The organism is Amycolatopsis sp. NPDC051128 (assembly GCF_040682715.1).
GTDB lineage: Bacteria > Actinomycetota > Actinomycetes > Mycobacteriales > Pseudonocardiaceae > Amycolatopsis.
This window is the reverse complement of the sequence record NZ_JBFBBN010000002.1, coordinates 113,887-137,691: the sequence shown is the minus strand read 5'-3', so window position 1 is coordinate 137,691 and position 23,805 is coordinate 113,887. Positions and strand designations below refer to the sequence as shown.

Sequence of the window (23,805 nt, the reverse complement as noted above, 5' to 3'; positions counted from 1 at the left end):
CCAGGACGTTGCGCGGCCCGGCGCCCGCGACAGCTGTGCCGGAGGAGGAAAGATGCCACTCTCCGAGCATGAGCAGCGGCTGCTCGATCAGATCGAGCGCGAGCTCTATGCCGAGGACCCCAAGTTCGCATCCACGGTGCGTGGCACCCGGTTGCGTCGCCCCGCTCGTCGACGGCGTATTCAGGGCATCGCCCTGTTCGTAGTGGGCGTGGCCCTGCTGGTGCTGGGCGTGGTGGTGCCGCAGTTCCGGGTGGCCGACATCCCGCTGATCAGCGTGCTCGGGTTCCTTGTGATGTTCTTCGGAGTCATGTTGGCCGTCACATCGATTCGGCACGGCGCCGACGGAGACGGAAAGGGCGGTGGATCAGGAGCACGCGGTGGCAAGCAGTCGGGCCACCGGAGTTCCTTCACCCAGCGGATGGAGGAGCGCTTCCGCCAGCGCTTCGAGGAGCAGTAGCGCCGCAAGACCACAAGATCCGCGTCCGCCGGCCAGGGGGACGCGGATTTTCGTGTGTGCTCTCTGTCTGCCCGGGCCCGTCCGGCCCCGTCCGGGCCGGATGGTGACAGCAGGTGACCCTCGCACGGGTGAGCCCGTGATCGAATCCGCAACTCGCGTGATCAGCCCCGGAACTCGCGTGATCAGCCCCGGAACTCGCGTGATCGAAGACCGAACTCGCGTGATCAGCGGGGCATCTCGCGTGATTGAGGGGGCATCACTCGTGATTGGAGGGGCACAGCCGTGATGCCCCGCTGATCACGGGTGATGCCCGTCGGCGCGCGTCAGTCGCGGTTGCGGAAGACCGAGCGGGGGAACAGGCGGCCCTTCCAGGACATCTGGGCGTTGCGGCGAAGGCTGCGGCGCAGGCTCTCGAACGCCGGTGTCAGCTCGGGCTGGGGGGCGTCGTCTTCGCCGTACCAGGACCGCTCCAGCACGCCGATGACCGTTCGCAGGCCTTCGCGGCCTTCGTCGTCGAGGTGGTGCTTCGCGGCCAGCTTCTGGCTCGCCACCCGGACCGTGTCACTGGTCGGGATGGGCAGGCCGCGGTCGACGCACTCGGCCCGCAGCTCCTCCCACGCGGCGTCGGCCGCGCCGGACTGCTGACGGAGGATCCGCTGCAGCCGCCGTCGCCGGACGGCCTCGCGGATCATGGCCGGGCCCGCGACCAGCAGCAGCACGAGCACCACCAGGACACCCAGCCACCAAGCCACGGTCGCCGCCAGCAAGCCGAGCGCGGCGATCCAGAACCCCACCGCCAGCAGCGGCAGCCAGCCGAGCAGCGCCGAGAGCCGAGAGGGGGCCACCGCGGGCGCCCGGTCCCGCACGAGCAGCGAACCCTCGCTCCGCTCGGCGGCCGGCGGATCGGCCGCCGGGTCGCCGGGGTTCTTCGGCGTGGCACCCCGCCTGCGGAAGACACCGTCTTTGACGAGCCAGCTCACGACCGCTGCCGCGCCCAGCGCGCCGAGGCCCAGCAGGCCCAGGGCGATCGCCAGATTGGTGAGCCAGTCGTCGCTGCCGGTCGCTTCCTTCGCGCCCTGCTGCGTCTGCGGGTTCTGGTCGGTGTCGCGGGGTGCGCCGGTCGGCGCGGCGCTGGACTGGACCGTGGTCGGCGCCACCTGGGTGTCGTCGGGCTGGTTGCCGTTCCCGGCGCCGGCCTGCAGGTACGACGGGGTGATGCCGCGGCCGTCGGACAGCGGTGTCGGGTCGAACGTCACCCAGCCCTTGCCGCCGAAGTACACCTCCACCCACGCGTGCGCGTCCTGGGTGGTGATCGACAGGTAGTCGTTGACCTGGACGCCGGGGGTGAAGCCGATGGCCACCCGCGACGGGATGCCCGCCACCCGCAGCATCACGGCCATCGCGGACGCGAACTGCTCGCAGAAGCCGCGCTTGCCGTTGAGGATGAAGTCGGCGAGCGCGTCCGCGTCGTTCGCCGGCGCGGTCTTCGTGTCGTAGACGAACCCGTTCTGGGCCGTGAAGTACCGCCAGATCGCCGACGCCCGGTCGAAGTCGTTGGTCTCGTTCGCGATCAGCTGCTCCGTCTTCGCGCGGACGCGGGGGTCGACCTGGTCCAGCTCGGTGTAGCGCGGCGGCAGGTCGTCGACCCGCGGGGTCACGCGCAGCTCCTGGGCCGTGGGCTCCTTCAGCGACGCGTATTCGGTGTACGACGGCGGAGACTCGCTGCGCGTGGTGAACACCGTGCCGCTGACCTGGTCGTAGAGGTAGCCGTTGCCCGTGCCGTCGATCACCCGCGGGGCGCCGTACACCGGCAGCCAGTTGTCCCGCCAGCTCGTCGGCTCGACGTCGATCCGGCGCGCGGCGCCGGTGCCGTCGTCGCCCGGCGCGGGCGGCAGCTGCGGCCCGACCGGGACGCCCTGCTGCGAACGGCCTTCGTCGTGCAGGCCCCAGCCCTTGTTGGGGTAGTAGGTGTCCAGCGTCATCGCGCGCAGCAGCCGCTGGTCGGTGCCGAGGCCGCGGACCTTGAACAGTTCGCGGTTGGACCCCTGGTCGAGCAGGCCGCGCAGCTCGGTGAACGGCTGGATGCCGAACCCGGCGGAGCCCGCGCCGGCGCCGTTGCCGTCGCCGCCGAACGGGATCCGCCCGACCGTGCCGACCCACGTGATCGCCCCGCCGAGCAGGCCGAGCACGATCGCCGCGGCCACCACCGCGACCGGCGCGGACAGCACGCCCGGCTTGCCGCTGCGCCCGGGGGCTTCCCGGGTCCGCCAGCGGCGGTGCCGGTGGTTGCCGTCGACGGCCAGCAGGCCGGCGAACGCCGCGCCGCCGAGCAGGAACGTCCACCACGGCAGCATTTCCTCGCTCAACGCGGCCGGCACGGCGTAGACGCAGAGCAGCACGAGCCCGGTCGCGGCGGGCGCCGCGGCGGCCACCGTCAGCGTGTCGACCAAGACGGCGACCAGGCCGATCAGGATCGTCACGAGGCACAGGATCGGCTGGCTGCCCTCGACCGGCGGCAGCCCGACGCGGATCTGCTCGGCGGCCTCCGAAAGCGTGCTCCCGATCTCGCCGAACGCGTCCGGGCCGGGGATGACCTGCAGGATCCCGTGCGTCGTGAACGCACCGGTGATCAGGAAGAGCAGCACCAGCAGCTGGCCGAGGCCGACGAGCACGGTCGGCACCTGCAGCGAGCGCAGCGCCAGGCCGGTCGCGGCGATCAGCAGGACGGCGACGAACAGGTAGCCGAACCAGGCCAGCCCGGCCACGACGTTCGTCACCGACGTCGCCGCGCAGAGCGTCGCGACGCCGGCGGCGACCGGGGCGAGGACACTGCTGCGCCAAGCCGAAAGCGGGCGCTGCGGGCGCGGGGCGGGCCGGTCGAACTTGCGCGGTGGCGCGGCAGTGCTCATCGCGGGCCGCCGATCAGCGTGCCGCGGCGGGCGCCGCTGCGGCACAGCTCGGCCCACACCTGCGGCATCGGCGAGCCGGGCCCGGCGATCACCACGCCCCAGCCGGCCGCGCGCAGCAGCGCGGCCGAGTCCTCGGTCGCGGCGGCCCGCTGCTCGGGCGCGCTCACCCCGGCCGACCACGTGGGCGTGTCGAGCAGGACGGCGAGGCTGCGGATGCCGCGCGGGCGGAACTGGGCCAGCTCGTGCACGGCCTCGGTGCTGACCGTGCCGAGCACGGCGATCAGCTCCTGGCCGTCGGCCGGGTCGCGGGCCAGCGTGATGTCCCGCTGGTGCGCGGGCTGCAGCGCGGCCAGCGCGTCGAGCACGACGTGGTCGTAGTGGTCACCGCCGTCGCCCGGGGTGTCGGCGAGCGTGACGCCGTGCTCGCTGACCAGCCGGACGCGGTGCCCGGACCGGCGCAGGTGCAGCGCGGCCGAAGCGGCGAAGGACACCGCCCACTCCAGGCTGGCGGCCGGGCCGGCGCCGTGGTGCGCGGCGGCGCGGTGGTCGAGCAGGACCGTGGTCCCGCCGCGCCACGGCCGTTCCTCGACGCGCACCATGATCTCGTCGCGGCGGGCGGTCGAGCGCCAGTGCACCTTCCGGAGGTCGTCGCCCTGGCGGTACTGGCGGACGATCACGTCGGCCTCGCCCTGCCCGGCGTGCAGCCGGACGGTGCCGTCGTCGCCGACGCCGATGCCCGCGCCACTCGGCAGGCCCCACAGCGGGACCACCCGGGGCACGACGACCAGCCGCGAGTGCCCGATCAGCTCGCGCTCGAACTCGCACAGCCCGAACGGGTCGGTGATGGTCGCGCGCAACGGCCCGACCTGCTGGATCCCGCGCTGCACCGGCTGCAGGGGATAGCGCAGGGCGACCCGCCGGTCGTGCGGGAGCCGCTCGACGACGAACCGCGGCCGCGAGCCCAGCGCGTACGGCACGCCGTCCTCGAGCAGGATCTCGCCGGCCGGCAGCCGTCCGCTGCGCCACAGCTCCAGCTGCACTTCGCCGTTCTCGCCGACCGCGACCCGCTGGGGGTGCAGGGCGCGGGTGGCGCCGATGCGCAGCCGGGTCGCCGAGATGAACACGGCGACCAGCAGCGGCAGCGCCACCACGAACACCGCGACCCGCAGCAGGTCGCGTTCGTTGAGCACGAACGAGCACACCGCGGCGGCGATCCCCGCGGCCAGGAGGCAGCGGCCGCGGGTGGTCAGGCCGGACAGGGCACGCAGCATGGCCGTTCTCTTCCCCTTCGCCGGCTAGGGCCGGGTGCCCTGCGGCACCGGCACCCGGTGCAGCACCGCGCGCACGACGTCGGTCGCCGACCGGCGCGCCGCGTGGGCTTCGGTGGTGAGCATGAGCCGGTGCGCCAGTACCGGGACCGCGACGGTGTGCAGGTCGTCCGGGACGACGTAGTCGCGGCCCGACAGCGCCGCCTGCGCGCGCGCCGCGCGGACCAGGTGCAGCGTCGCCCGCGGGGACGCGCCGAGCCGGATCTCGGGGAGCTGCCGGGTGGCCGCGACGACGTCGACGGCGTAGCGGCGGACCTCGGGCGCCATGTGCACGCCGCGGACCGTCTCGATCAGGCGGTGCACGGTCTCGCCGTCGGACACCGGCCGCAGGTCCTCGATCGGGTTGTGCCCGGCGTGCTCGTCGACCATGGCCAGCTCGGCCTGCTGGTCGGGGTAGCCGATGGACACCCGCGCGGTGAACCGGTCGCGCTGGGCTTCGGGCAGCGCGTACGTGCCTTCCATCTCGATCGGGTTCTGCGTGGCGATCACCATGAACGGCTCTTCGAGCCGGTAGGTCGTGGTGTCGACGGTGACCTGGTGCTCTTCCATGCACTCGAGCAGCGCCGACTGCGTCTTCGGCGAGGCGCGGTTGATCTCGTCGCCCACCACGATGTTCGCGAACACCGGGCCGGGGCGGAAGTCGAACTCACCGGACTGGCGGTTGTAGATCGAGACGCCGGTGACGTCGCTCGGCAGCAGGTCCGGGGTGAACTGGATGCGGCTGACCGTGCAGTCGATCGACCGGGCGAGCGCCTTGGCCAGCGACGTCTTGCCGACGCCGGGCACGTCCTCGACCAGGAGGTGGCCTTCGGCGAGCAGCGTGACCAGCGCGATCCGGATGACTTCGGGTTTGCCGACCAGCACCCGCTCCACGTTCGCGGCGATCCGCCGCGCGGTTTCGTGCAGTTCGTCCAGCGACACTCTGCCGGGACGGACGTGGGGCCGTCCGTTGCCCGAGGCGTCCGCCGGGTAGGGCGGCCGCTCGGCTGCCTGCTCGCCCGATCCGGGCGTCGCAGACTGGATTCTCGACGTCACTCGACCTCCTGATGGCGCGTGGCCGCGCGCACTGTGCGCACCGCCGGGCCGAACGGCCCCCTCGCTGCTGTCCGCGCGCAGCGACCAGCCTTCCATCCAGTGTGTCAAACCCGGGCGAACCAGGGGGCGGAACCCCGCGAAGCCCGGGGGATCACGCCCGGCACTACGGTCGATGACACTGCGCAAGCACGGACGATACCCCGATCGGGTGCATTGTCACCCGATTCTGGGTGCTCCCGCTGACGACCCGCCCTGTCGTATGCTGCGATTCGAGGTCATCCGGCTGTGCCGTCTTCCGAGAGGCGTAACCGCTCATGAGCGAGGTGCGAACGCAGCCGCCGTTCGATGTCCGCGGCTTCGCGGTCGCGCCCGAGCTGGCCACGGACGCCTACACGAAGCTCGGCGAGTTGCAGGACGTCGTCGGCGAGATGGTCCGCGAGGCCAAGGTGCTGGGCCGGACCGTGCCGCTGGGCGGCGGGTACGCCGGCGAGATCGGCAAGTTCATGGCCGAGTACGGGATCGGCGGGCAGGGCTCGGCCGTGCAGCAGCTGACCGCGTTCGGCAAGGAGCTCGAGACGCTCAAGCACCGGATCGGCCAAGCGCTGGCGAAGTACCAGCACGCCGACGAGACGGCGGCGGACGGAGTGGACTGCTCGGGTGGCTGATCGGGTGCGCGGGAAGTGTCTGTGGGCGCCGGCCGCTCTCCTCCTGGTCGCCGCGTGCGGTCAGCAGCAGGCGCAGCAGCCAGGCGCCGTGAGCCACGCGTCCACCCACGCCGCGGCCTCGGCGGCGCCCCCGCCCGTCGCGGCGCCGGTGCCGCTGGCCTCCCTCGACCCGTGCTCGCTGCTCTCCCCGCAGGACCGGTCCACGGCCGGGGTGAGCGTGCTCGGCAAGCCCAAGGACATCGCCGGGGCCCGCGCCTGCGACTGGACCGTGCCCGGCACCTTCGGCGTCACCGTCACCCTCGACGAGAAGAACGGCCTCGCCGACCTCGAAGTCGCGAAGAAGACGGCCACGAAGACGAAGGTCGGCGCCCACCCGGCGCTGAAGGTGGCGGACAAGAAGGCCGCCGACGGCACCTGCGCCGTGCTGCTCGGGGTGGGCGGCGCGGCCAGCGTCCAGATCGACGTCAGCAACACCGGCTTCTCGGACACCCCGCTCGCGTGCCGCCGCGCGGGCACGGTGGCCGGGCTGGTCGAACCCAAGCTGCCCTGACGAGGAGAGGTGCGCCGTGCCCGAGCCCCCCGTTCCCACCGCGCGGTACGAGTCCTACAGCCACGAGGCGATGGCCGCGGAGGTCGAGCGGGACAACGACCCGGTCGTCGCGGGCGAGGCGGGCGCCCGCTGGGACGGGCTGGCGAAACGGCTGCACGAATCGACCGCCGACCTCGCCGCGCTGATCGCCTCCTCGGGGGAGAACTGGCGCGGCCAGGCGGGGGACGCGGCGCGGGCGGCGCTGGGCCGGGCCGCGCAGTGGCTTTCGCACTCCGCCGCCGTCTCTGCGTCGGTGGGCCGGGCGGTCGGCGCGCAGGCGGAGACGGCCGCGCGGGCCCGCGCCGACATGCCGCCGCCGGTGGCGTACGACCCGGCGGCGATGATCCGGGACGCCGCGGGCGCCGGGAACGTGTTCGTCCTGGCCGGGCTCGCCGACGAGATGGCGGCCCGCCGCGCCGAAGCGGAAGCCGCGCGGCAGAAGGCGATCGACGTCCTCCGCACCCGGGACACGGCCCTGCGCGGCCACGTGCCCGTCGAGACGTTCCCCGCCCCGCCGGCGCTGGGGCAGGGTTGATCCGGATCTCCGCGTCGGCGTTCGACATCCTCTGGAGCGACCTCGGCCACGACCGGCCGCCGGAGCCGCTGACCGTGCGCAGCGTCGGCGCGACGGACGAGGAGCGCGCCGAGGTGCGGAAGGCAGTGTACGAGAACCTCGCCGAGCGCGGTCTCTACGACGGTTCTCTGGAACCGGCGCTGGCATCGCGCTTGAACCTGCTCGCGGCCGCGGACGTGTTCGTGGCGTGCGAAGCGCTGGCGGACATGACGGCGTCGACACCGTTTCGCGCGGTGACGGCGGCCCGCGGCCGCCGCGGCGTGCTGGCGACCCAGCCGGAGCAGACGATCGGCCTGGACTCGATCCGCGAAGGCGAGCTGTGCACGGCGCTGGTGGACGTGCTGCCGGAGCTGACGGCGGGACCCGGGTACGGCGTCAGCCTCTCGGAGTCCGCGTTGGCGGATCCGTCCTCCGCGGTGTCGGCGGCGTCTTCGGCGTCTTCGGCCCAGCTGCGGGAGGTGCTGGCGATCCAGGCCCGGCCGGTGTACGCGGCGGGCCAGTTCAGCGTGAGCCGCCGGTCGGCTTCGGGCCGGGTCTCGCGCACCGGCGGCTTGACGTGGTTCGACACGGACGTGGGCGCGTACTGCGCGACGAAGACCGCGGGCCGGGGCGGGCAGGCGTGGGTGAACGTGACCCCGGTGGACAGCGCCCGCCTCGCGGCCCGCGTCGCGGCCCTGGTAACCCCGGAAGACTGAACACTGGTCTTGCGAACGTCGCGAATGACTCATTCACCCCAGGCCGGGTAGTTAAGGATTCCTCTGCCGCGCAAGCGGTCAACGGAAGGCCGTGAATGGCTCATTGAGGGACTCTATGTCCCTCAATGAGCCATTCACGGCTGTGGGCGAGCACCTGAAACCGAGCTAATCGGGCCAATCGGGCAGCTTGACAGCTCGCTGCCGCAGCTAACTGCCCGGCCTTGCTCCTTCGGGACCTGCGACGTCCCGAATGAGTCATTCGCGACACTCCCTGCGGGGTTCGCCGGGAGTCCCCACCGGGCCCCACCGGTGTTCCCCACCGGGCCCCACGAGAGGGGCACAGAGTTCTTTCGCGGCCGTTATGCGGACGCATGGGGGGCAGCTGAGGTTGCTCGGGACCCCGCCGCGGGGGATCTTGGCCACCGTGCCCCACCACCACCCCCACCTGGCCCCACCCTGCTGACCTGCGTAAACGCTTGACACGACGGAGTGGTCTGCGCCTTTGTCGCGTTGACTGTGGTGAAAAGTGGGGTACGGTGGTGGCCAGTGGGGCGGAAGGGATGCCCCGTGGCCGTCTGAGGTGGTTCGCCGCCGCAGGCGGTAGGGAGGTGGAGGCCGTGTTCCTCGGCACCCACACCCCGAAACTGGACGACAAGGGGCGGCTCGCGCTGCCCGCGAAGTTCCGGGACGCCTTGGCGGGTGGGCTGATGGTCACCAAGGGGCAGGACCACTGCCTCTTCGTCTTCCCCCGCGCCGAGTTCGAGCAGATGGCGCGCAAGGTCGCCGACGCCCCGTTCACCAACGAGGCGGTCCGGGCCTACCAGCGCTACCTGTTCGCCGGCACGGACGAACAACGCCCTGACGGGCAGGGGCGCATCACCATCGCGCCCGAGCTCCGCCGCTACGCGGGGCTCAGCAAGGAGTGCGTGGTGATCGGGGCGATCACCAGGCTGGAGATCTGGGACGCCCAAGCGTGGCAGGCGTACCTGGAGGAGCACGAGGACAGCTACGCGAAGGCTCGAGAGGAAGTACTGCCGGGCGTCTTCTAGCCATGCGGTCGAGGTGCACCCACGTCGTCGGGGGACGGGGGTTCGCCACTGCCCGCACGACGGGGACGCCCCACCGGATGCCGTGAGGCCTCTGTCCGCTCAATGGCCCTGGTGCACCTTCCCCGGTACCAGGTCAGCAGCGGGCGGACAGGGACCTGACGGCATCCGCCGTCTTTCCCCCCGGGCCGCCCAGGCGAGAAAGGGGGAGGGAACTTGACGGCACCCGAGCACGTCCCGGTACTGCTGGCGCGCATCGTCGAGCTGTTCACTCCCGTGTTCGCCGACCGCGACGCGATCCTCGTGGACGCGACCGTCGGCCTCGGCGGGCATTCCGACGCCCTCCTCGAAGCCTTCCCGCGGCTGCGTCTCGTCGCGCTGGACCGCGACCCCGCCGCGCTGGAGAAGTCGGCGGAACGCCTCGCCCGCCACGGCGACCGCGTCGACCTCGTGCACACCGTCTACGACGGACTCCCCGAAGCCCTCGCCGGGCTGGGGATCGCCAAGGCGGACGGCATCCTGTTCGACCTCGGCGTCTCGTCGATGCAGCTGGACCGCGCCGAGCGCGGGTTCGCCTACTCCAAGGACGCGCCGCTCGACATGCGGATGGACCCGACCACCGGGTTCACCGCCGCCGACGTGCTCAACACCTACGCGCCCGGCGAGCTGATCCGGATCCTGCGGGACTACGGCGAGGAACGGTTCGCGCAGCGGATCGTCCGGGCCGTCGTCAACGCCCGCGAAAAGGAGCCGTTCACGATGAGCGGGCGCCTGGTCGAACTGCTTTACGACGCCGTCCCGGCGGCGAGCAGGCGGACCGGCGGGCACCCCGCGAAGCGGACTTTCCAGGCGCTGCGGATCGAGGTCAACGGCGAGCTGGAGGTGCTCCGCCGGGCCATGCCCGCCGCGCTGGGCGCGCTGGCGATGAACGGCCGGATCGTCGTCGAGTCGTACCAGTCCCTCGAAGACCGGTTGGTCAAGCAGGCGCTGGCCGCGCTCGCGAAGTCCCGCACCCCGGAAGGGCTTCCGGTGGAGCTGCCGGGACACGGGCCGGAGCTGAAGCTCCTGACCCGGGGCGCCGAGAAGGCCGGCGAAGAGGAGATCGAACGTAACCCGCGTGCCGCTTCGGTGCGGCTGCGGGCCGCAGAGAGGATCGGAGAGCCGCGATGACCGCTCCCGCGAAGTCCCGCCGCCGGACCGCGCCGGCGACGCGGGGACGAGGGGACGCCGCCCGCACCTCGACCACCGCCGAGCCGGAGCCGCAGACCCTCCAGCCGGGCAAGGCCGCGCCGCGCCGCGCGTCGCGGGGCCGCACGTCCGCGGCCGAGCGCGCCTACGCGCGCCGTGCCCAGCGTGCCGACCTGCTCAAGGAGCGCGAGCCGCGCCCCGCGCCGAAGGCCGAGCCGGGCGTGCGCGCGCCGAAGTTCAAGCTGCGGCTGCCGAAGTCACGGGCGTCGTTCGTGCTGATGATGATGGCGCTGCTGGCCGCCGGCGTGGCCACCACGCTGTGGCTGACCACGCAGGCGATCGCCGACTCCTACCGGCTCGAGCAGCTGCGCACCACCAACGCGAACCTGGCCGAGACCAAGGAACAGCTGCAGCGCGACGTCGCGAAGGCCGAGTCGCCCGCTTATCTGGCCCCCTCGGCCCAGCAGCAGGGCATGGTCCCCGGTGGCGACCCGGCGCGCATCGTCGTCGGCCCCGACGGGAAGACCTCGCTCGTCGGGGAGCCCAAGAAGGCCAAGGCCGACACGCCGCCGGTGCCGGTCGTGCCGCCGGTCGCACCCGCCGCCGGCACCCAGTCGCCGCAGGGCGCGCCGGTCGAGGGCGACCAGCCCGCCGTGCCCGCCGACGCGCAGACCGCGACGCCGGCGGGTGGCCAGTGATGGCTTCGAGCCGCGGACAGGGCCGCCCGCGCGCCGCGGGGAGCGCGCGGCGGACCTACTCGGCCGGGACGCGCAGCGCGGCCGCGCGCCAGGGCAACGGCGGGAACCGCAGCCGGTTCTCCGCCGTCCGCCTGATCCTCGTCGCCATGCTCGTCGTCGCGGGCGCGAAACTCGTGCAGGTGCAGTGGTTCGAGGCGGGCGAGCTGTCGCAGGCCGCGGAGCGGCAGCGCACCCAGACGATCGACATCCCGGCCCAGCGCGGGTCCATTGTGGACCGCAACGGCGCGAAGCTGGCGTTCAGCGTCGAGGTGCGCACGCTCTCGGTGAACCTCAAGGCGCTGCGCAAGAGCATGGACGACTACGCGGCGAAGAACCCCGGCACGCAGAAGACGTTCGACTCCGAGACCGCCGCGGCCGCCAAGTACATCGCCGGCAAGCTGCCGAACGTGATCGGCGAGCAGCAGTTGCTCGACCTGTTCCACAAGCAGGCGGCCTTCACCTACCTGGTGAACAACATCGAGCCGTCCATCGCCGCCGACATCGTGAAGCACTTCGCGTGGATCAGCGTCGAGAAGCGCGCGCTGCGGGAGTACCCGGGCGGCAGCCTCGCGTCCAACATCGTCGGGGCCGCGAACTGGCGGTCCGACGCCCCGGACGTCTCGAAGCACAACCTGCACGGCCTGGTCGGGCTGGAGCTGCTGCGCGACAAGGACCTGGCGGGTACGCCGGGCCGGATGCTGGTCAACACCAAGAACGGCAGCGACAACGTCGTCATCCCGGGCACCGAGCGCGACCTGCAGGCCGCCGTCCCGGGCTCGGACCTCGAGCTGACCATCGACTCCGACCTGCAGTACGAGGTGCAGCGGCAGCTGACCGACTACGTCCAGCAGTCGCACGCCAAGGGCGGCCAGGCGGTCGTCATGGACGCCAAGACCGGCGAGGTCTACGCGCTGGCCAACGACAAGACGTTCGACCCCAACGACCAGTCCGCCTGGACCACCGACGACCTGGCCAACCCCGCGGTCACCACGCCGTTCGAACCCGGGTCGGTCAACAAGCTCGTCACCGCGACCGGGGCGATCGAATACGGCGTCGCGACACCGGAGTCGACGGTCCAGGTGCCCGGTTCGCTGCAGGTCGCCGACAAGACCGTGCACGACGCCTGGACCCACGGCACCCAGACGTTCACCGCCACCGGGATCTTCGCCAAGTCGTCCAACATCGGCACCCTGCTGCTGGCGCAGAAGATCGGCGAAGAACGCTACCTCGACCTGCTCAAGAAGTTCGGCCTCGGCCAGCGCACCGGCGTCGGCCTCCCCGGTGAGAGCGCGGGCGTCGTGCCCGCGCGCAGCCGGTGGTCGGCGACCACCTTCGGCAACCTGCCGATCGGCCAGGGCCTGTCGATGACCGTCCTGCAGATGGCCGGGATGTACCAGGCCATCGCCAACGACGGCCTGCGCGTCGAACCCCGGATCGTCAAGGCCAAGGTCAACCCGGACGGGACGACCGTGCCCGAGCCGGCGCCCAAGACGGTCCAGGTGGTCAATCCGCAGACGGCCAAGACGGTGCGCGACATGATGCGCGCGGTCGCCCAGAACGGCAAGGGCCTCCAGAAGGGCACCGCTCCGAGCGCGGCGGTCGAGGGCTACCAGATCTCCGGCAAGACCGGCACCGGCCAGCAGGTCGACCCGCGGACGAACGTGTACAGCGACCACCTGTACAACATCACCTTCGCCGGCATCCTGCCCGCCGACCACCCCCGGTTCGTCGTGGGGATCCGGCTGGACGCCCCCGACACGACGCTACCGGTGGGTCACTCCGCGGCGCCGCTGTTCCACAGCATCGCGTCGTACCTGACGCAGCGGTTCCAGATTCCGTTGTCCGACGGTCCGTCGCCCGAGGTGCCGCTGATCATCACTCCGTAGGCACTGTCCGTTAAAGCCCCCTCACCCGTGAGGGGGCTTTAACGCGTTGAGCGTCCACATCGGCCCGGAGCGCGCGGGAAAGCGTTGCGGCGCAACGAGGTGTGAAACCGCGCTTAGCACATGTGCCGATCCCGCACGCAATCGCCGTACCGCGTGCGGCCCCCCGAACCGGCCGCCGGTAGCCTCTTGGCCGTGTCCGTGTCATCGTCCAGTTCCCAGGTGCCGGAAAGCCCGGTGAAAGCGGTCCCGGCGCCGCCGCGCCCGGCGCGCATCGACCCGGTCCCGCTGGCGACCCTCCTCGCCAGGGCGGACGCCCGCCTCATCGCCGACCGGCCCGACGCCGCCGAGCTCACCGTCACCGGCACCACCCTGCGCGCCCAGCACGTGCTGCCCGGCGACCTCTTCGCCGCGCTGCCCGGCGCGCGCGCCCACGGTGCCGACTTCAGCGACCAGGCCGTCGCGGCCGGCGCCGTCGCGGTCCTCACCGACGCCGAAGGCGCCGAGCGGCCCGCGCTGCGCGACGCCGGCGTCCCGGTCCTCGTCCTCGCCGACCCGCGTGCCGCCCTCGGCGAGATCGCCGCCTGGATCTACGGCGAGCCCTCGCTGAACCTGGCCGTCCTCGGCGTCACCGGGACCTCCGGCAAGACCACGACGTCCTACCTGGTCGACGCCGGGCTCCAGGCCGCCGGCCGCACCACCGGCCTGATCGGCACGGTCGAGACCCGGATCGCCGGCGAACGCCTCGTCAGCGGGTTCACCACGCCCGAGGCGCCGGACCTGCAGGCCCTCCTCGCGGTGATGCTCGAGCGCGGCGTCACGCACGTGCCGATGGAGGTCTCCAGCCACGCGCTCGCGCTGGGCCGCGTCAACGGCACCCGGTTCGCGGTCGGCGCGTTCACCAACCTCTCCCAGGACCACCTGGACTTCCACAAGGACATGCAGGAGTACTTCGCCGCGAAGTCCCTGCTGTTCGACGGCCGCTCGACGACCGAGGTCGTCGTGGTCGACAGCGCGTGGGGCCAGGCCCTGCTCACGCCGCGGACGATCACCGTGACCACCGACCCCGGCACCGAGGCCGCGTGGAAGGCCACCGACCTCGAGGCCACCCCGAACGGCGAGCAGACGTTCACCCTGCACGGCCCGGGCGGCGTCAGCGCGGCCGCCCGGATCCCGCTGCCCGGCGAGTTCAATGTCGCCAACGCCGTGCTGGCCGCGGCGATCCTGGGCGCCGCCGGGATCGGCCTGGACCACATCGTCACCGGGCTCGCCGAGGTGCAGGTGCCGGGCCGGATGGAACGCGTCTACGTCGGCCAGGGCTTCACCGCCGTCGTCGACTACGCCCACAAGCCCGCCGCGGTCGCGCAGGGCCTGGACGCGCTGCGGGCCCGCGCCGAGGGCCGGATCATCACCGTGCTCGGCTGCGGTGGCGACCGGGACACCGCCAAGCGCCCGATGATGGGCGAGGCGGCCGCCCGCCGCAGCGAGGTCCTGATCGTCACCGACGACAACCCGCGCTCCGAAGACCCCGCGGCGATCCGCGCCGCGATGCTCGCCGGCGCCCGCGCGGTCGGGCTCGCCGAGGGCGGCGAGATCATCGAGATCGCCGACCGCCGCGAGGCCATCGCGCACGCCGTTTCGCTCGCCGAGCCGGGAGACATCGTGTTCCTGGCGGGCAAGGGCCACGAGTCCGGCCAGGAGGCCGGCGGCATCGTGCACCCGTTCTCCGACCGCGACGAGCTGGCCGCGGCCATCCGCAACAAACTCGAGGTGAGTGTGTGATCGTGCTCAGCCTGGCCGAGATCGCCGACGTCGTCGGCGGCCGGCTGCACCGCGCCGACCCGGGCGCGCAGGTGACCGGCAGCGTGGAGTTCGACACCCGGAAGCTCACCCCCGGCGGCCTGTTCGTCGCGCTGCCGGGGGAGAAGGTCGACGGCCACGACTTCGCGGCGCAGGCCGTGGCGGCCGGTGCGTTGGCCGTGCTGGCCGCCCGCGAGGTCGACGCCCCCGCGATCGTCGTGCCTCCGCTCGCCGCGGGCGAGGCCCACGAGCGGTCGGTCGCGCTGACCGGCGACAAGGACGGCTCCGGCGCCGCGGTGCTGGCCGCGCTCGCCAAGCTCGCCCGGCACGTCGTGCAGCGCCTGGCCGAGGGCAACCTGACCGTCGTCGGCGTCACCGGCTCCTCCGGCAAGACGTCCACCAAGGACGTCATCGCCCAGCTGCTCGAGCCGCTCGGCCCGACGGTCGCGCCGCCCGGGTCGTTCAACAACGAGCTCGGCCACCCCTGGACGGCGCTGCGGGCCGACGCGGAAACCCGGCACCTGGTGCTGGAGCTGTCGGCGCGCGGGCCAGGGCACATCGCCCACCTCGCGGAGATCGCGCCGCCGAAGATCGGCGTCGTGCTCAACGTCGGCAGCGCGCACGTCGGCGAGTTCGGCTCGCGCGAAGGCATCGCGAAGACCAAGGGCGAGCTGGTCGAGGCCCTGCCCGCGGACGGCGTCGCGGTGCTCAACCTCGACGACCCGCTGGTCGCGGCCATGGCGAGCCGCACGAAGGCCCGGGTGGTGTTCGTCGGCGAGAGCGCGTCCGCGCAGGTCCGCGCGGCCGACATCACCCTCGACGACGAGGCCCGCGCGTCCTTCCGGCTGGTCACCCCGGCCGGGGAGGCGTCGGTGAAGCTGCCGCTGCACGGCGAGCACCACGTCGGCAACGCGCTGTCGGCCGCGGCCGTCGCGCTGGAACTGGGCGCGACCCCGGCGGAGATCGCCGCGCGGCTCTCGCAGCTCGAACGGCGCTCCGCGCGCCGCATGGAGGTCGTCACCCGGCCGGACGGCGTGACCATCCTCAACGACTCCTTCAACGCCAACCCCGAGTCGATGCGGGCCGGCCTGAAGGCCCTCGCGGCGATGACGCGGGAAAGCGGCCGCCGCTCCTGGGCCGTGCTCGGCGTGATGGGCGAGCTCGGCGCGGACGCGGTCACCGCCCACGACGAGATCGGCCGGCTCGTCGTGCGGCTCAACATCGCCAAGCTCGTCGTGATCGGGCCCGGTGCGGCGGCCATGCACCAGGGCGCGTGCCAGGAGGGTTCCTGGGGCGAGGAAGCCACCCTGGTACCCGACGTCGAGGCCGCCGTCGCCCTGCTGCATGATCAGCTCCGTCCCGGGGACGTGGTGCTGGTCAAGGCCTCCAAGGCCGCCGGTCTCTGGCGGGTGGCCGAAGCTCTGCTCGACCCCGGATCCCCCCACTCCACAGAACGCTCGAACGGTGGTGACGCGTGATCAGCATCCTGATCGCGGCCGCGGCGGGCCTGCTGATCTCCATCCTGCTCACGCCCTACCTGATCCGGGTCTTCTCCCGGCAGGGCTTCGGCCAGGAGATCCGCGAGGAAGGCCCCCAGGGACACAAGTCCAAGCGCGGTACCCCGACCATGGGCGGTGTCGCGATCATCATCGCGATGGTCGTCGGGTACTTCGCCGCGCACCTGATCAACTGGATGTTCAACTCCCGCAGCGGCGCGCCGACGGCCTCCGGGCTGCTCGTGCTGCTGCTCGCGGTGGGGCTCGGGATCGTCGGGTTCCTCGACGACTTCATCAAGATCCGCAAGCAGCGCAACCTCGGGCTGAACAAGACCGCGAAGCTGGTCGGCCAGCTGGTCGTCACCATCGCGTTCGCGGTGCTGGCGCTCAACTTCCCGAACGAGCACGGCATCACGCCGGCGTCGGAGAGCCTCTCCTACGTCCGCGATCTCGCGCTGATCACGTTCCCGTCGGTGATCTTCGTGATCTTCTGCTACGTCGTGATCTCCGGCTGGTCGAACGCGGTGAACTTCACCGACGGCCTCGACGGCCTGGCCGGCGGCGCGGCGGCGATGGTGCTGGCCACCTACGTCGTCATCTCGTTCTGGCAGGAGCGGCTGTCCTGCGCGAACGGCCCGGCGGCCGCCTGCTACGACGTCCGCGACCCGCTGGACCTGGCCGTGGTCGCCGCGGCGGCGGCCGGCGCCTGCGTCGGGTTCCTCTGGTGGAACGCGGCCCCGGCGAAGATCTTCATGGGCGACACCGGCTCGCTGGCCCTCGGCGGCCTGGTCGCCGGGCTGTCCATGACCACCCGCACCGAGCTGCTCGCCATCGTCATCGGCGGCCTGTTCATGGTCGAGATGATCTCGGTGGTCGCGCAGATCGCGGTGTTCCGGACGACCCGGCGGCGGCTGTTCCGGATGGCGCCGTTCCACCACCACTTCGAGCTGGCCGGCTGGGCCGAAACCACGGTCATCATCCGGTTCTGGCTGCTCTCGGCGATCTGCTGCATGTTCGGGCTCGGCCTGTTCTACAGCGAGCAGCTGGGCGTCGGGGGCTGACATGGAGGTTGCCGGTCGTCACGTCCTCGTCGCCGGTGCCGGGGTCACCGGCAAGTCGGTGGTGCCCGTGCTCGTCGAGCTGGGTGCCCGGGTCACGGTCACCGACGGCAACGCCGAGCGCCTGGCCGAGCTGGACGGCCTCGGCGCCGAGCTGGTCCCGGGCCTGAGCGAGCCGCCGTCCGACGTCGTCCTCGTCGTCACCAGCCCCGGCTGGCGGCCGACGTCGCCGCTGCTCGTGGCCGCCGCCGAGGCGGGCGTCGAGGTGATCGGCGACGTCGAGCTGGCCTGGCGGGTCGGGCAGCTGCGGGAGCACCCGCCGTCGTGGCTCGTGATCACCGGGACCAACGGCAAGACGACGACCGCCGGCATGCTGGAGTCGATACTGAAGGCGGCCGGGGCGCACGCCGTGGCCTGCGGGAACATCGGCTACGCGGCGCTCGACGCGGTCCGCGCCGGCTACACCGTGCTCGCCGTGGAGCTGTCGAGCTTCCAGCTGCACTGGTCGTCGACCCTCGCCCCGGACGCGGCCGTGGTGCTCAACCTGGCCGAGGACCACATCGACTGGCACGGCTCGATGGAGGAGTACGCGGCCGCGAAGGGGCGGGTGTACGCCCGCGCCAAGATCGCCGTGCACAACGCCGACGACGAGTGGTCCACCCGGATCGCCGGGGAGCACGCGGGCCCGGACGCCCGCCGCGTCGGCTTCCGGCTGGACACCCCGCGCGCCGGTGAGCTCGGCCTGGTCGAAGACCTGCTGGTCGACCGCGCCTTCGTCGCCGACCCGGCCACCAGCGCCGAGGAGCTCGCCACGCTCGCCGACGTCCGCCCGGCCGGCCCGCACAACGTCTCGAACGCGCTCGCGGCCGCCGCGCTGGCGCGCGCCCACGGCGTCTCGCCGGAGGCCGTGCTCAAGGGGCTGCGCGAGTACCAGCCGGCCCCGCACCGGGCCGTGGAGGTCGCCGAGATCGCCGGGGTCCGGTACATCAACGACTCCAAGGCGACCAACCCGCACGCGGCCGCCGGGTCGCTGCGCGCCCACGAAAGCATCGTGTGGATCGCCGGCGGCCAGCTCAAGGGCGCCTCGGTCGACGAACTCGTGAGCAGCATCGCCGGCCGCCTCCGCGGAGTCGTGCTACTCGGGGTCGATTCGCCCGTGATCGCCGCCGCGGTGGCGCGACACGCGCCGGATGTCCCGGTGAACAGCCTCCGTGCGGGTGACGATGAACCCATGACTGCGGCGGTGAGTGCGGCCAGCGCGATGGCCCGGCCAGGTGACGTGGTGCTGCTGGCACCCGCCGCGGCGTCGTTGGACATGTTCCGCGGTTACGGCGAGCGCGGCGACGCGTTCACCGCGGCGGTGCACGTCCTCAGCGACGACGCGGCGGGGGCCCCGGGTGACGACGACAGCTGAGCGCCGGGTACCGCCCAAGCGGCCGCGCCGGGAGCGCAAGGAGAGCGGGTTCGTCGCCTTCCGGACCGCGCTGACCGCGTGGCTCTCGCGCCCGCTGGCGTCGTTTCACCTCGTACTCGCCCTCACCGGCATGCTCACCGTCATCGGCATCGTCATGGTGCTGTCGGCGTCGTCGGTCGCGTCCTACAACCCGAAGACCGGCAGCGGGGTCTACTCGCTGTTCACCAAGCACCTCGTGTTCGTCGCGATCGGCTCGGTCGTGTTCTGGCTGGGCCTGCGGGTCAAGCTGGAGCGGATCCGGCGGATGTCCGCGACCGCGACGGTGATCTGCCTCGGCCTGCTCGTGCTCGTGCTGACGCCGCTCGGCTCGGAGGTCAACGGCTCGCAGGGCTGGTTCCGGCTGGGCGACTTCACCTTCCAGCCGGTCGAGGCCGCGAAGGTCGCGCTCGCCTTCTGGGGCGCCCACATCCTGGTGATCAAGTACAACGTGATCCACCAGTGGCGGCACCTGCTGGTGCCGGTGGTGCCGATCGCGCTGCTGATGTTCGCCCTGGTCATGCTGCAGCCCGACCTCGGCGGCACGGTCACCCTGGCCGTGGTGCTGCTGGCGCTGCTGTGGTTCGCCGGCGCCCCGAAACGGCTGTTCGGCGTGATCCTCGCCGGTGGCCTGGCCGGCGTGCTCGTGCTCGCCGTGATCGCGCCCTACCGCCTCGCCCGGGTCATGTCGTTCCTCTCGCCCGACGCCGACACCTCGGCCGCGGGCTTCCAGGCGAACCAGGCCAAGCTCGCGCTCGCCGACGGCGGGCTGTTCGGCAAGGGCGTCGGCCAGGGCGCGGCCAGCTGGAGTTACCTGCCGAACGTCCAGAACGACTTCATCTTCGCCCTGATCGGCGAGGAGCTCGGCTTCATCGGCTGCGTGGTGGTGCTGAGCCTGTTCGCCGGGGTCGCCGTGGTCGGGCTGCGGATCGCCACCCGCAACATCGACCCGTGGATCCGGATCGTCTCCGCCACGCTGACGGTGTTCCTGGTCGCCCAGGCCGCCATCAACATCGGCTACGTCGTCGGTGTCCTCCCGGTCACCGGCGTCACGCTGCCGCTGATCTCCTACGGCGGCACCTCGCTGGTGATCACCATGCTCATCATGGGCGTGCTCGCCAACGCCGCCCGGCACGAACCGGAGGCGGTCGCCGCGCTGCGCACTCAGGGGCCGGGTAAGTTCGGACGCCTGCTGCGGCTGCCCGCGCCCGACCCGTACCGCCCGCCCGCCACCCGCAAGGCGGCGGGGCGAAGTGGGGCGAAGGCGGCCAGGCCGGCGCCCCGTGCGGCGCGGCCCGCCCCGGCACAGGAACGACGCAGGTCGGTCCGCGAGCCGGTGCGCCGCAGCGCGGCACGGACGAGCACGACCCGCACGAGCACGTCTCGCGGCGGGGCCGCGCGGACAACAGCGAGCCGTGGTACCCGGAGTACCGCGAACCGGAGAGGTCATAGGTGAGTAACCCCGTCAAGGGAGCCGAGCGAGCCGCCGCGGGCAAAGCACCCGTGGTCGTGGTCGCCGGAGGTGGCACCGCAGGACACATCGAACCCGCCCTCGCGCTGGCCGACGCCGTCATGCGGCTGCGCCCGGACGCGACGGTGATCGCCCTCGGCACCGAGCGCGGCCTGGAGAACAAGCTCGTCCCGGCCCGCGGCTACCCCCTGGAGCTGATCCCGCCGGTGCCGCTGCCGCGCAAGCCGACGGCGGAGCTGCTCAAGCTGCCGCTGAAGGTCCGCGACTCGGTGCGCCGCACCCGGGAGGTCCTCGACCGGGTCGGCGCGGACGTCGTCGTCGGCTTCGGCGGCTACGTCGCCCTGCCGGCGTACCTGGCCGCGCGTGGCCGCGTCCCGATCGTCGTGCACGAGGCCAACCAGTCGCCGGGCCTGGCGAACAAGGTCGGCGCCCGGTTCGCGCGCCGCGTCGCGGTCGCCGTCCCGGGCACGCCGCTGCCGAAGGCGGAGGTCGTCGGGATCCCGCTGCGGCGGTCGATCACGTCGCTGGACCGCGCCGCGCTGCGGGCCGAGGCCCGCGCGCACTTCGGACTGGACCCGGACGCGCCGACGCTGCTGGTGTTCGGCGGCTCGCAGGGCGCGAAGTCGATCAACGACGCGGTGTCCGGCGCGGCGAAGGACCTCGCCGACGCCGGCGTCGGCGTGCTGCACGCGCACGGCCCGAAAAACACCCTGGTCGTGCAGGAGTTCCCGGGCCGGCCGGCGTATGTGCCGGTACCGTACCTGGAGCGGATGGACCTGGCCTACGCGGCGGCCGACGTCGCGGTGTGCCGCTCGGGCGCCATGACGGTCGCCGAGGTGACGGCCGTCGGGCTGCCCGCGGTCTTCGTCCCGCTGCCGCACGGCAACGGCGAGCAGGCCACCAACGCCCGGCCGGCGGTCGACGCCGGGGCGGCGCTGATGGTCTTCGACGCCGATCTCACCCCGGCCAAGGTCGCCGACCTGGTCGTCCCGCTGGTCACCGACGCCGACCGCGTCGCGAAGATGGGCGCGGCGGCGGTCGGCATGGGCCACCGCGAAGCCGACGAACTGCTCGCCAAGATCGTCCTGGAGGCCGCCCGTGCTTGAGTTGCCCGAAGAGCTGCGCCGGGCGCACCTGATCGGCATCGGCGGCGCCGGCATGTCCGGGATCGCCCGGATCCTGCTGGCCCGCGGCGCGAAGGTGACCGGTTCGGACGCCAAGGAATCGCGTGCGCTGCTGTCGCTGCGCGCCCAGGGCGCGGAGCTGTTCGTCGGCCAGCGGGCGGCGAACCTGGGGGAGCTGGCCGAGCTGCCGTCCGCGGTGGTCGTGTCGACGGCGATCAAGGAGACCAACCCCGAGCTGGCCGCGGCGCGCGCCGTGGGCGTCCCCGTGCTGCACCGGGCGCAGGCGCTGGCCGGGCTGATGGAAGGCCACCGGGTCGCCTGCATCGCGGGCACGCACGGCAAGACGTCGACGACGTCGATGCTCACCGTCGCGCTGCAGCACTGCCGGCTCGACCCGTCGTTCGCCATCGGCGGCGACCTCAACGAGTCCGGCGCCAACGCCCACCACGGCGAGGGCGGCATCTTCGTCGCGGAGGCCGACGAGAGCGACGGCTCGTTCCTGACCTACTCGCCGTCGGTCGCGGTCGTGACGAACGTCGAGCCGGACCACCTCGACCACCACGGCACGGCCGAGGCCTACACGAAGGTGTTCACCGACTTCGTCGGCCGGATCCAGCCGGGCGGGCTGCTGATCGTCTGCGGCGACGATCTTGGGGCGGACGAACTGGGCAAGCAGGCCGCGGAGCTGGGCGTCCGGGTGCGCCGCTACGGCCGCACGGTCACCGGTGAGGGCGACGCCCGCATCCTCGGCTACACCCCGGCGCCGGACGGCGGGGTCGTCCGGCTCGCGCTGGACGGCTCCGAGCTGCCGGTGCGGGTGGCGGTGCCGGGTGAGCACATGGCGCTCAACGCGGTGGCGGCGCTCCTGGCCGGGCTCGAGCTGGGCGCGCCCGCCGCCGAGCTGGCGGACGGGCTCGCCGCGTTCGGCGGTGTCCGCCGTCGCTTCGAGTTCAAGGGCCGGGCCGCCGACGTCCGCGTCTACGACGACTACGCGCACCACCCGACCGAGGTGGCCGCGCAGCTGCGCGCGGTGCGGACGGCGGCCGGGTCCGGGCGGGTGGTCGTGGTGTTCCAGCCGCACCTGTTCTCGCGGACGAAGCTGTTCTCGGCGGAGTTCGCTTCCGCGTTGTCCTTGGCCGACGAGGTCGTCGTGCTCGACGTCTACGGCGCCCGCGAGGAACCCGAGCCGGGCGTGACGGGGGCGTTGATCGCCGACCGCGTCACCGTGCCGGTGCACTACGAGCCCGCCTTCGACGTCGCCGCCGAGCTGGTCGCCGGGCTGGTGAAGGGCGGCGACCTCGTCGTCACCATGGGCGCCGGGGACGTGACGCAGCTGGGCCCGGAGATCCTCGCCGAGCTGGACAAGCGCTGACGCCATGAGTACCCGCCGACGTACTCCCTCCGGCGGAGGCGGCGAAGACACCCGCCGACGTACTCCCTCCCGCGGAGGCGGCGAGGACACCGTCAGGGAACGCCGCCGTCCGTCCGAAGAGGACGAACGGGATCGCGCCGCCCTGGCCCGGGAACGGCGGGGGCGGCGCTCCGACGAGGAACGCCGCCGCACCCGTGTGTCGGCCCGGCCGCCCGCGGTCCGGAACCGGTCCAGCCGGCAGGTCGAGATCCGCCGCCGGTGGGTCGCGCTGCTCTCCGTGCTGACCGTGCTCGCCCTGGTCTACCTGCTGTTCTTCAGCCCGATGCTCGGGGTGAAGGACGTCTCGGTCAGCGGCTCGCGCGCGGTGCCCGCCGACCAGATCCGCGCGGTGGCGGCGGTGCCGGCCGACAAGCCGATGCTGCGGCTGAGCACCGACGAGATCCGCGACCGGGTGGCCGGGATGCCGGGCATCGCGACGGTCGAGGTGTCGCGCTCGTGGCCGAACACGGTCGAGATCACGGTGACCGAGCGGACGGCGATCGCGTTCTTCGACAGTGGCCCGGGCGGCGATGGCGTCCACCTGGTCGACGGCGGTGGCGTGGTGTTCAAGACGGTCCCCGCCCGCCCGCCGGGCTTGCCGGAGCTTCGCCTGCCGAAGGTGTCGGCCGACGACCCGGTGACGCGCGCGGTGACGGCGGTGCTGGGCGTGCTCCCGGAGCAGCTGCTGAAGCAGGTCACGACGGCGACGGCCAAGACGCCGGCGAGCGTGGAGTTCACGTTGTCCAGCGGGAAGATCGTGCGCTGGGGGACGGCGGAGCAGACCGACCGCAAGGCCAAGGTGCTCGCCGCGCTGCTCACCCAGGAGGGCCGGATCTACGACGTCGCGGCACCGGAACTGCCGACCATCACCTCCTGAAGTTCCTTTTCG

At 72.7% G+C, this 23,805-nt stretch carries 20 protein-coding genes; 17 read left to right on the top strand and 3 right to left on the bottom strand.

The window, feature by feature from the left end:
* The first annotated feature begins 52 nt into the window (after positions 1-52).
* Complete coding sequence (locus AB0M82_RS02715) at positions 53-457, top strand: DUF3040 domain-containing protein (protein WP_364716985.1); 405 nt, start codon at positions 53-55, stop codon at positions 455-457.
* Between the two features lie 323 nt (positions 458-780).
* On the opposite strand, the gene AB0M82_RS02710 is transcribed toward AB0M82_RS02715, so the two are convergent.
* Genes AB0M82_RS02710 through AB0M82_RS02700 form a run of 3 tightly spaced genes read right to left on the bottom strand, consistent with a single transcriptional unit; the run spans position 781 to position 5,729 of the window.
* Positions 781-3,366, bottom strand: coding sequence for a DUF3488 and transglutaminase-like domain-containing protein (locus tag AB0M82_RS02710; RefSeq protein WP_364716982.1), 2,586 nt, complete (start codon positions 3,364-3,366; stop codon positions 781-783).
* On the bottom strand, positions 3,363-4,637 hold the full coding sequence (locus tag AB0M82_RS02705) for a DUF58 domain-containing protein (protein ID WP_364716979.1): 1,275 nt from the start codon (positions 4,635-4,637) through the stop codon (positions 3,363-3,365). Before AB0M82_RS02705 ends, AB0M82_RS02710 begins: the two co-directional genes overlap by 4 nt.
* Before the next feature lie 24 nt (positions 4,638-4,661).
* Positions 4,662-5,729 carry a MoxR family ATPase gene (locus AB0M82_RS02700; protein ID WP_364716976.1) on the bottom strand — a complete coding sequence of 356 codons (1,068 nt, stop codon included), beginning with the start codon at positions 5,727-5,729 and terminating at the stop codon, positions 4,662-4,664.
* Between the two features lie 314 nt (positions 5,730-6,043).
* On the opposite strand from AB0M82_RS02700, the gene AB0M82_RS02695 reads away from it, so the two are divergent.
* From AB0M82_RS02695 to AB0M82_RS02620, 16 genes are all read left to right on the top strand, one after another.
* Positions 6,044-6,394 (top strand): hypothetical protein, encoded by a 351-nt coding sequence (locus tag AB0M82_RS02695; RefSeq protein WP_364716973.1) that lies wholly within the window; start codon positions 6,044-6,046, stop codon positions 6,392-6,394.
* On the top strand, positions 6,387-6,944 hold the full coding sequence (locus tag AB0M82_RS02690; RefSeq protein WP_364716970.1) for a DUF3558 family protein: 558 nt from the start codon (positions 6,387-6,389) through the stop codon (positions 6,942-6,944). The genes AB0M82_RS02695 and AB0M82_RS02690 overlap by 8 nt, the downstream gene beginning before the upstream one ends.
* A 16-nt stretch (positions 6,945-6,960) precedes the next feature.
* Positions 6,961-7,518 (top strand): PPE domain-containing protein, encoded by a 558-nt coding sequence (locus AB0M82_RS02685; protein WP_364716967.1) that lies wholly within the window; start codon positions 6,961-6,963, stop codon positions 7,516-7,518.
* A complete protein-coding gene (locus AB0M82_RS02680) occupies positions 7,515-8,252 on the top strand; it encodes an ESX secretion-associated protein EspG (protein WP_364716964.1) in 738 nt (245 codons plus the stop codon). Before AB0M82_RS02685 ends, AB0M82_RS02680 begins: the two co-directional genes overlap by 4 nt.
* 617 nt (positions 8,253-8,869) lie before the next feature.
* Positions 8,870-9,301, top strand: coding sequence for a division/cell wall cluster transcriptional repressor MraZ (mraZ, locus tag AB0M82_RS02675; RefSeq protein ID WP_360274556.1), 432 nt, complete (start codon positions 8,870-8,872; stop codon positions 9,299-9,301).
* A gap of 213 nt (positions 9,302-9,514) precedes the next feature.
* Positions 9,515-10,468 carry a 16S rRNA (cytosine(1402)-N(4))-methyltransferase RsmH gene (rsmH, locus tag AB0M82_RS02670; RefSeq protein ID WP_364716961.1) on the top strand — a complete coding sequence of 318 codons (954 nt, stop codon included), beginning with the start codon at positions 9,515-9,517 and terminating at the stop codon, positions 10,466-10,468.
* The gene (locus AB0M82_RS02665; protein WP_364716958.1) at positions 10,465-11,184 is read left to right on the top strand and encodes a hypothetical protein; all 720 of its coding nucleotides are present in this window, start codon (positions 10,465-10,467) and stop codon (positions 11,182-11,184) included. Before rsmH ends, AB0M82_RS02665 begins: the two co-directional genes overlap by 4 nt.
* A complete protein-coding gene (locus tag AB0M82_RS02660) occupies positions 11,184-13,109 on the top strand; it encodes a penicillin-binding protein 2 (RefSeq protein WP_364716956.1) in 1,926 nt (641 codons plus the stop codon). Before AB0M82_RS02665 ends, AB0M82_RS02660 begins: the two co-directional genes overlap by 1 nt.
* A gap of 234 nt (positions 13,110-13,343) precedes the next feature.
* Positions 13,344-14,888, top strand: a complete 1,545-nt coding sequence (locus tag AB0M82_RS02655) for a UDP-N-acetylmuramoyl-L-alanyl-D-glutamate--2,6-diaminopimelate ligase (protein ID WP_364717524.1) — start codon at positions 13,344-13,346, stop codon at positions 14,886-14,888.
* The gene (gene murF, locus AB0M82_RS02650) at positions 14,885-16,384 is read left to right on the top strand and encodes a UDP-N-acetylmuramoyl-tripeptide--D-alanyl-D-alanine ligase (protein ID WP_364716953.1); all 1,500 of its coding nucleotides are present in this window, start codon (positions 14,885-14,887) and stop codon (positions 16,382-16,384) included. The genes AB0M82_RS02655 and murF overlap by 4 nt, the downstream gene beginning before the upstream one ends.
* Positions 16,381-17,463 carry a phospho-N-acetylmuramoyl-pentapeptide-transferase gene (mraY, locus tag AB0M82_RS02645; protein WP_364716950.1) on the top strand — a complete coding sequence of 361 codons (1,083 nt, stop codon included), beginning with the start codon at positions 16,381-16,383 and terminating at the stop codon, positions 17,461-17,463. Before murF ends, mraY begins: the two co-directional genes overlap by 4 nt.
* 1 nt (position 17,464) lies before the next feature.
* The gene (gene murD, locus AB0M82_RS02640; RefSeq protein WP_364716947.1) at positions 17,465-18,874 is read left to right on the top strand and encodes a UDP-N-acetylmuramoyl-L-alanine--D-glutamate ligase; all 1,410 of its coding nucleotides are present in this window, start codon (positions 17,465-17,467) and stop codon (positions 18,872-18,874) included.
* The gene (ftsW, locus tag AB0M82_RS02635) at positions 18,858-20,366 is read left to right on the top strand and encodes a putative lipid II flippase FtsW (RefSeq protein WP_364716944.1); all 1,509 of its coding nucleotides are present in this window, start codon (positions 18,858-18,860) and stop codon (positions 20,364-20,366) included. The genes murD and ftsW overlap by 17 nt, the downstream gene beginning before the upstream one ends.
* Positions 20,363-21,487 carry an undecaprenyldiphospho-muramoylpentapeptide beta-N-acetylglucosaminyltransferase gene (murG, locus tag AB0M82_RS02630; protein WP_364716941.1) on the top strand — a complete coding sequence of 375 codons (1,125 nt, stop codon included), beginning with the start codon at positions 20,363-20,365 and terminating at the stop codon, positions 21,485-21,487. The genes ftsW and murG overlap by 4 nt, the downstream gene beginning before the upstream one ends.
* A complete protein-coding gene (gene murC / locus AB0M82_RS02625; RefSeq protein WP_364716938.1) occupies positions 21,480-22,877 on the top strand; it encodes a UDP-N-acetylmuramate--L-alanine ligase in 1,398 nt (465 codons plus the stop codon). Before murG ends, murC begins: the two co-directional genes overlap by 8 nt.
* Positions 22,878-22,881: 4 nt before the next feature.
* On the top strand, positions 22,882-23,793 hold the full coding sequence (locus AB0M82_RS02620; protein WP_364716936.1) for an FtsQ-type POTRA domain-containing protein: 912 nt from the start codon (positions 22,882-22,884) through the stop codon (positions 23,791-23,793).
* Positions 23,794-23,805: the final 12 nt, after the last annotated feature.

Bases quoted from the DNA above. Each gene is read 5' to 3' on its own strand.
- AB0M82_RS02715 (WP_364716985.1), top strand. From the start codon at position 53: ATGCCACTCTCCGAGCATGAGCAGCGGCTGCTCGATCAGATCGAGCGC.
- AB0M82_RS02710 (WP_364716982.1), bottom strand. From the start codon at position 3,366: ATGAGCACTGCCGCGCCACCGCGCAAGTTCGACCGGCCCGCCCCGCGC.
- AB0M82_RS02705 (WP_364716979.1), bottom strand. From the start codon at position 4,637: ATGCTGCGTGCCCTGTCCGGCCTGACCACCCGCGGCCGCTGCCTCCTG.
- AB0M82_RS02695 (WP_364716973.1), top strand. From the start codon at position 6,044: ATGAGCGAGGTGCGAACGCAGCCGCCGTTCGATGTCCGCGGCTTCGCG.
- AB0M82_RS02665 (WP_364716958.1), top strand. From the start codon at position 10,465: ATGACCGCTCCCGCGAAGTCCCGCCGCCGGACCGCGCCGGCGACGCGG.
- AB0M82_RS02660 (WP_364716956.1), top strand. From the start codon at position 11,184: ATGGCTTCGAGCCGCGGACAGGGCCGCCCGCGCGCCGCGGGGAGCGCG.
- murD (WP_364716947.1), top strand. From the start codon at position 17,465: ATGGAGGTTGCCGGTCGTCACGTCCTCGTCGCCGGTGCCGGGGTCACC.
- AB0M82_RS02620 (WP_364716936.1), top strand. From the start codon at position 22,882: ATGAGTACCCGCCGACGTACTCCCTCCGGCGGAGGCGGCGAAGACACC.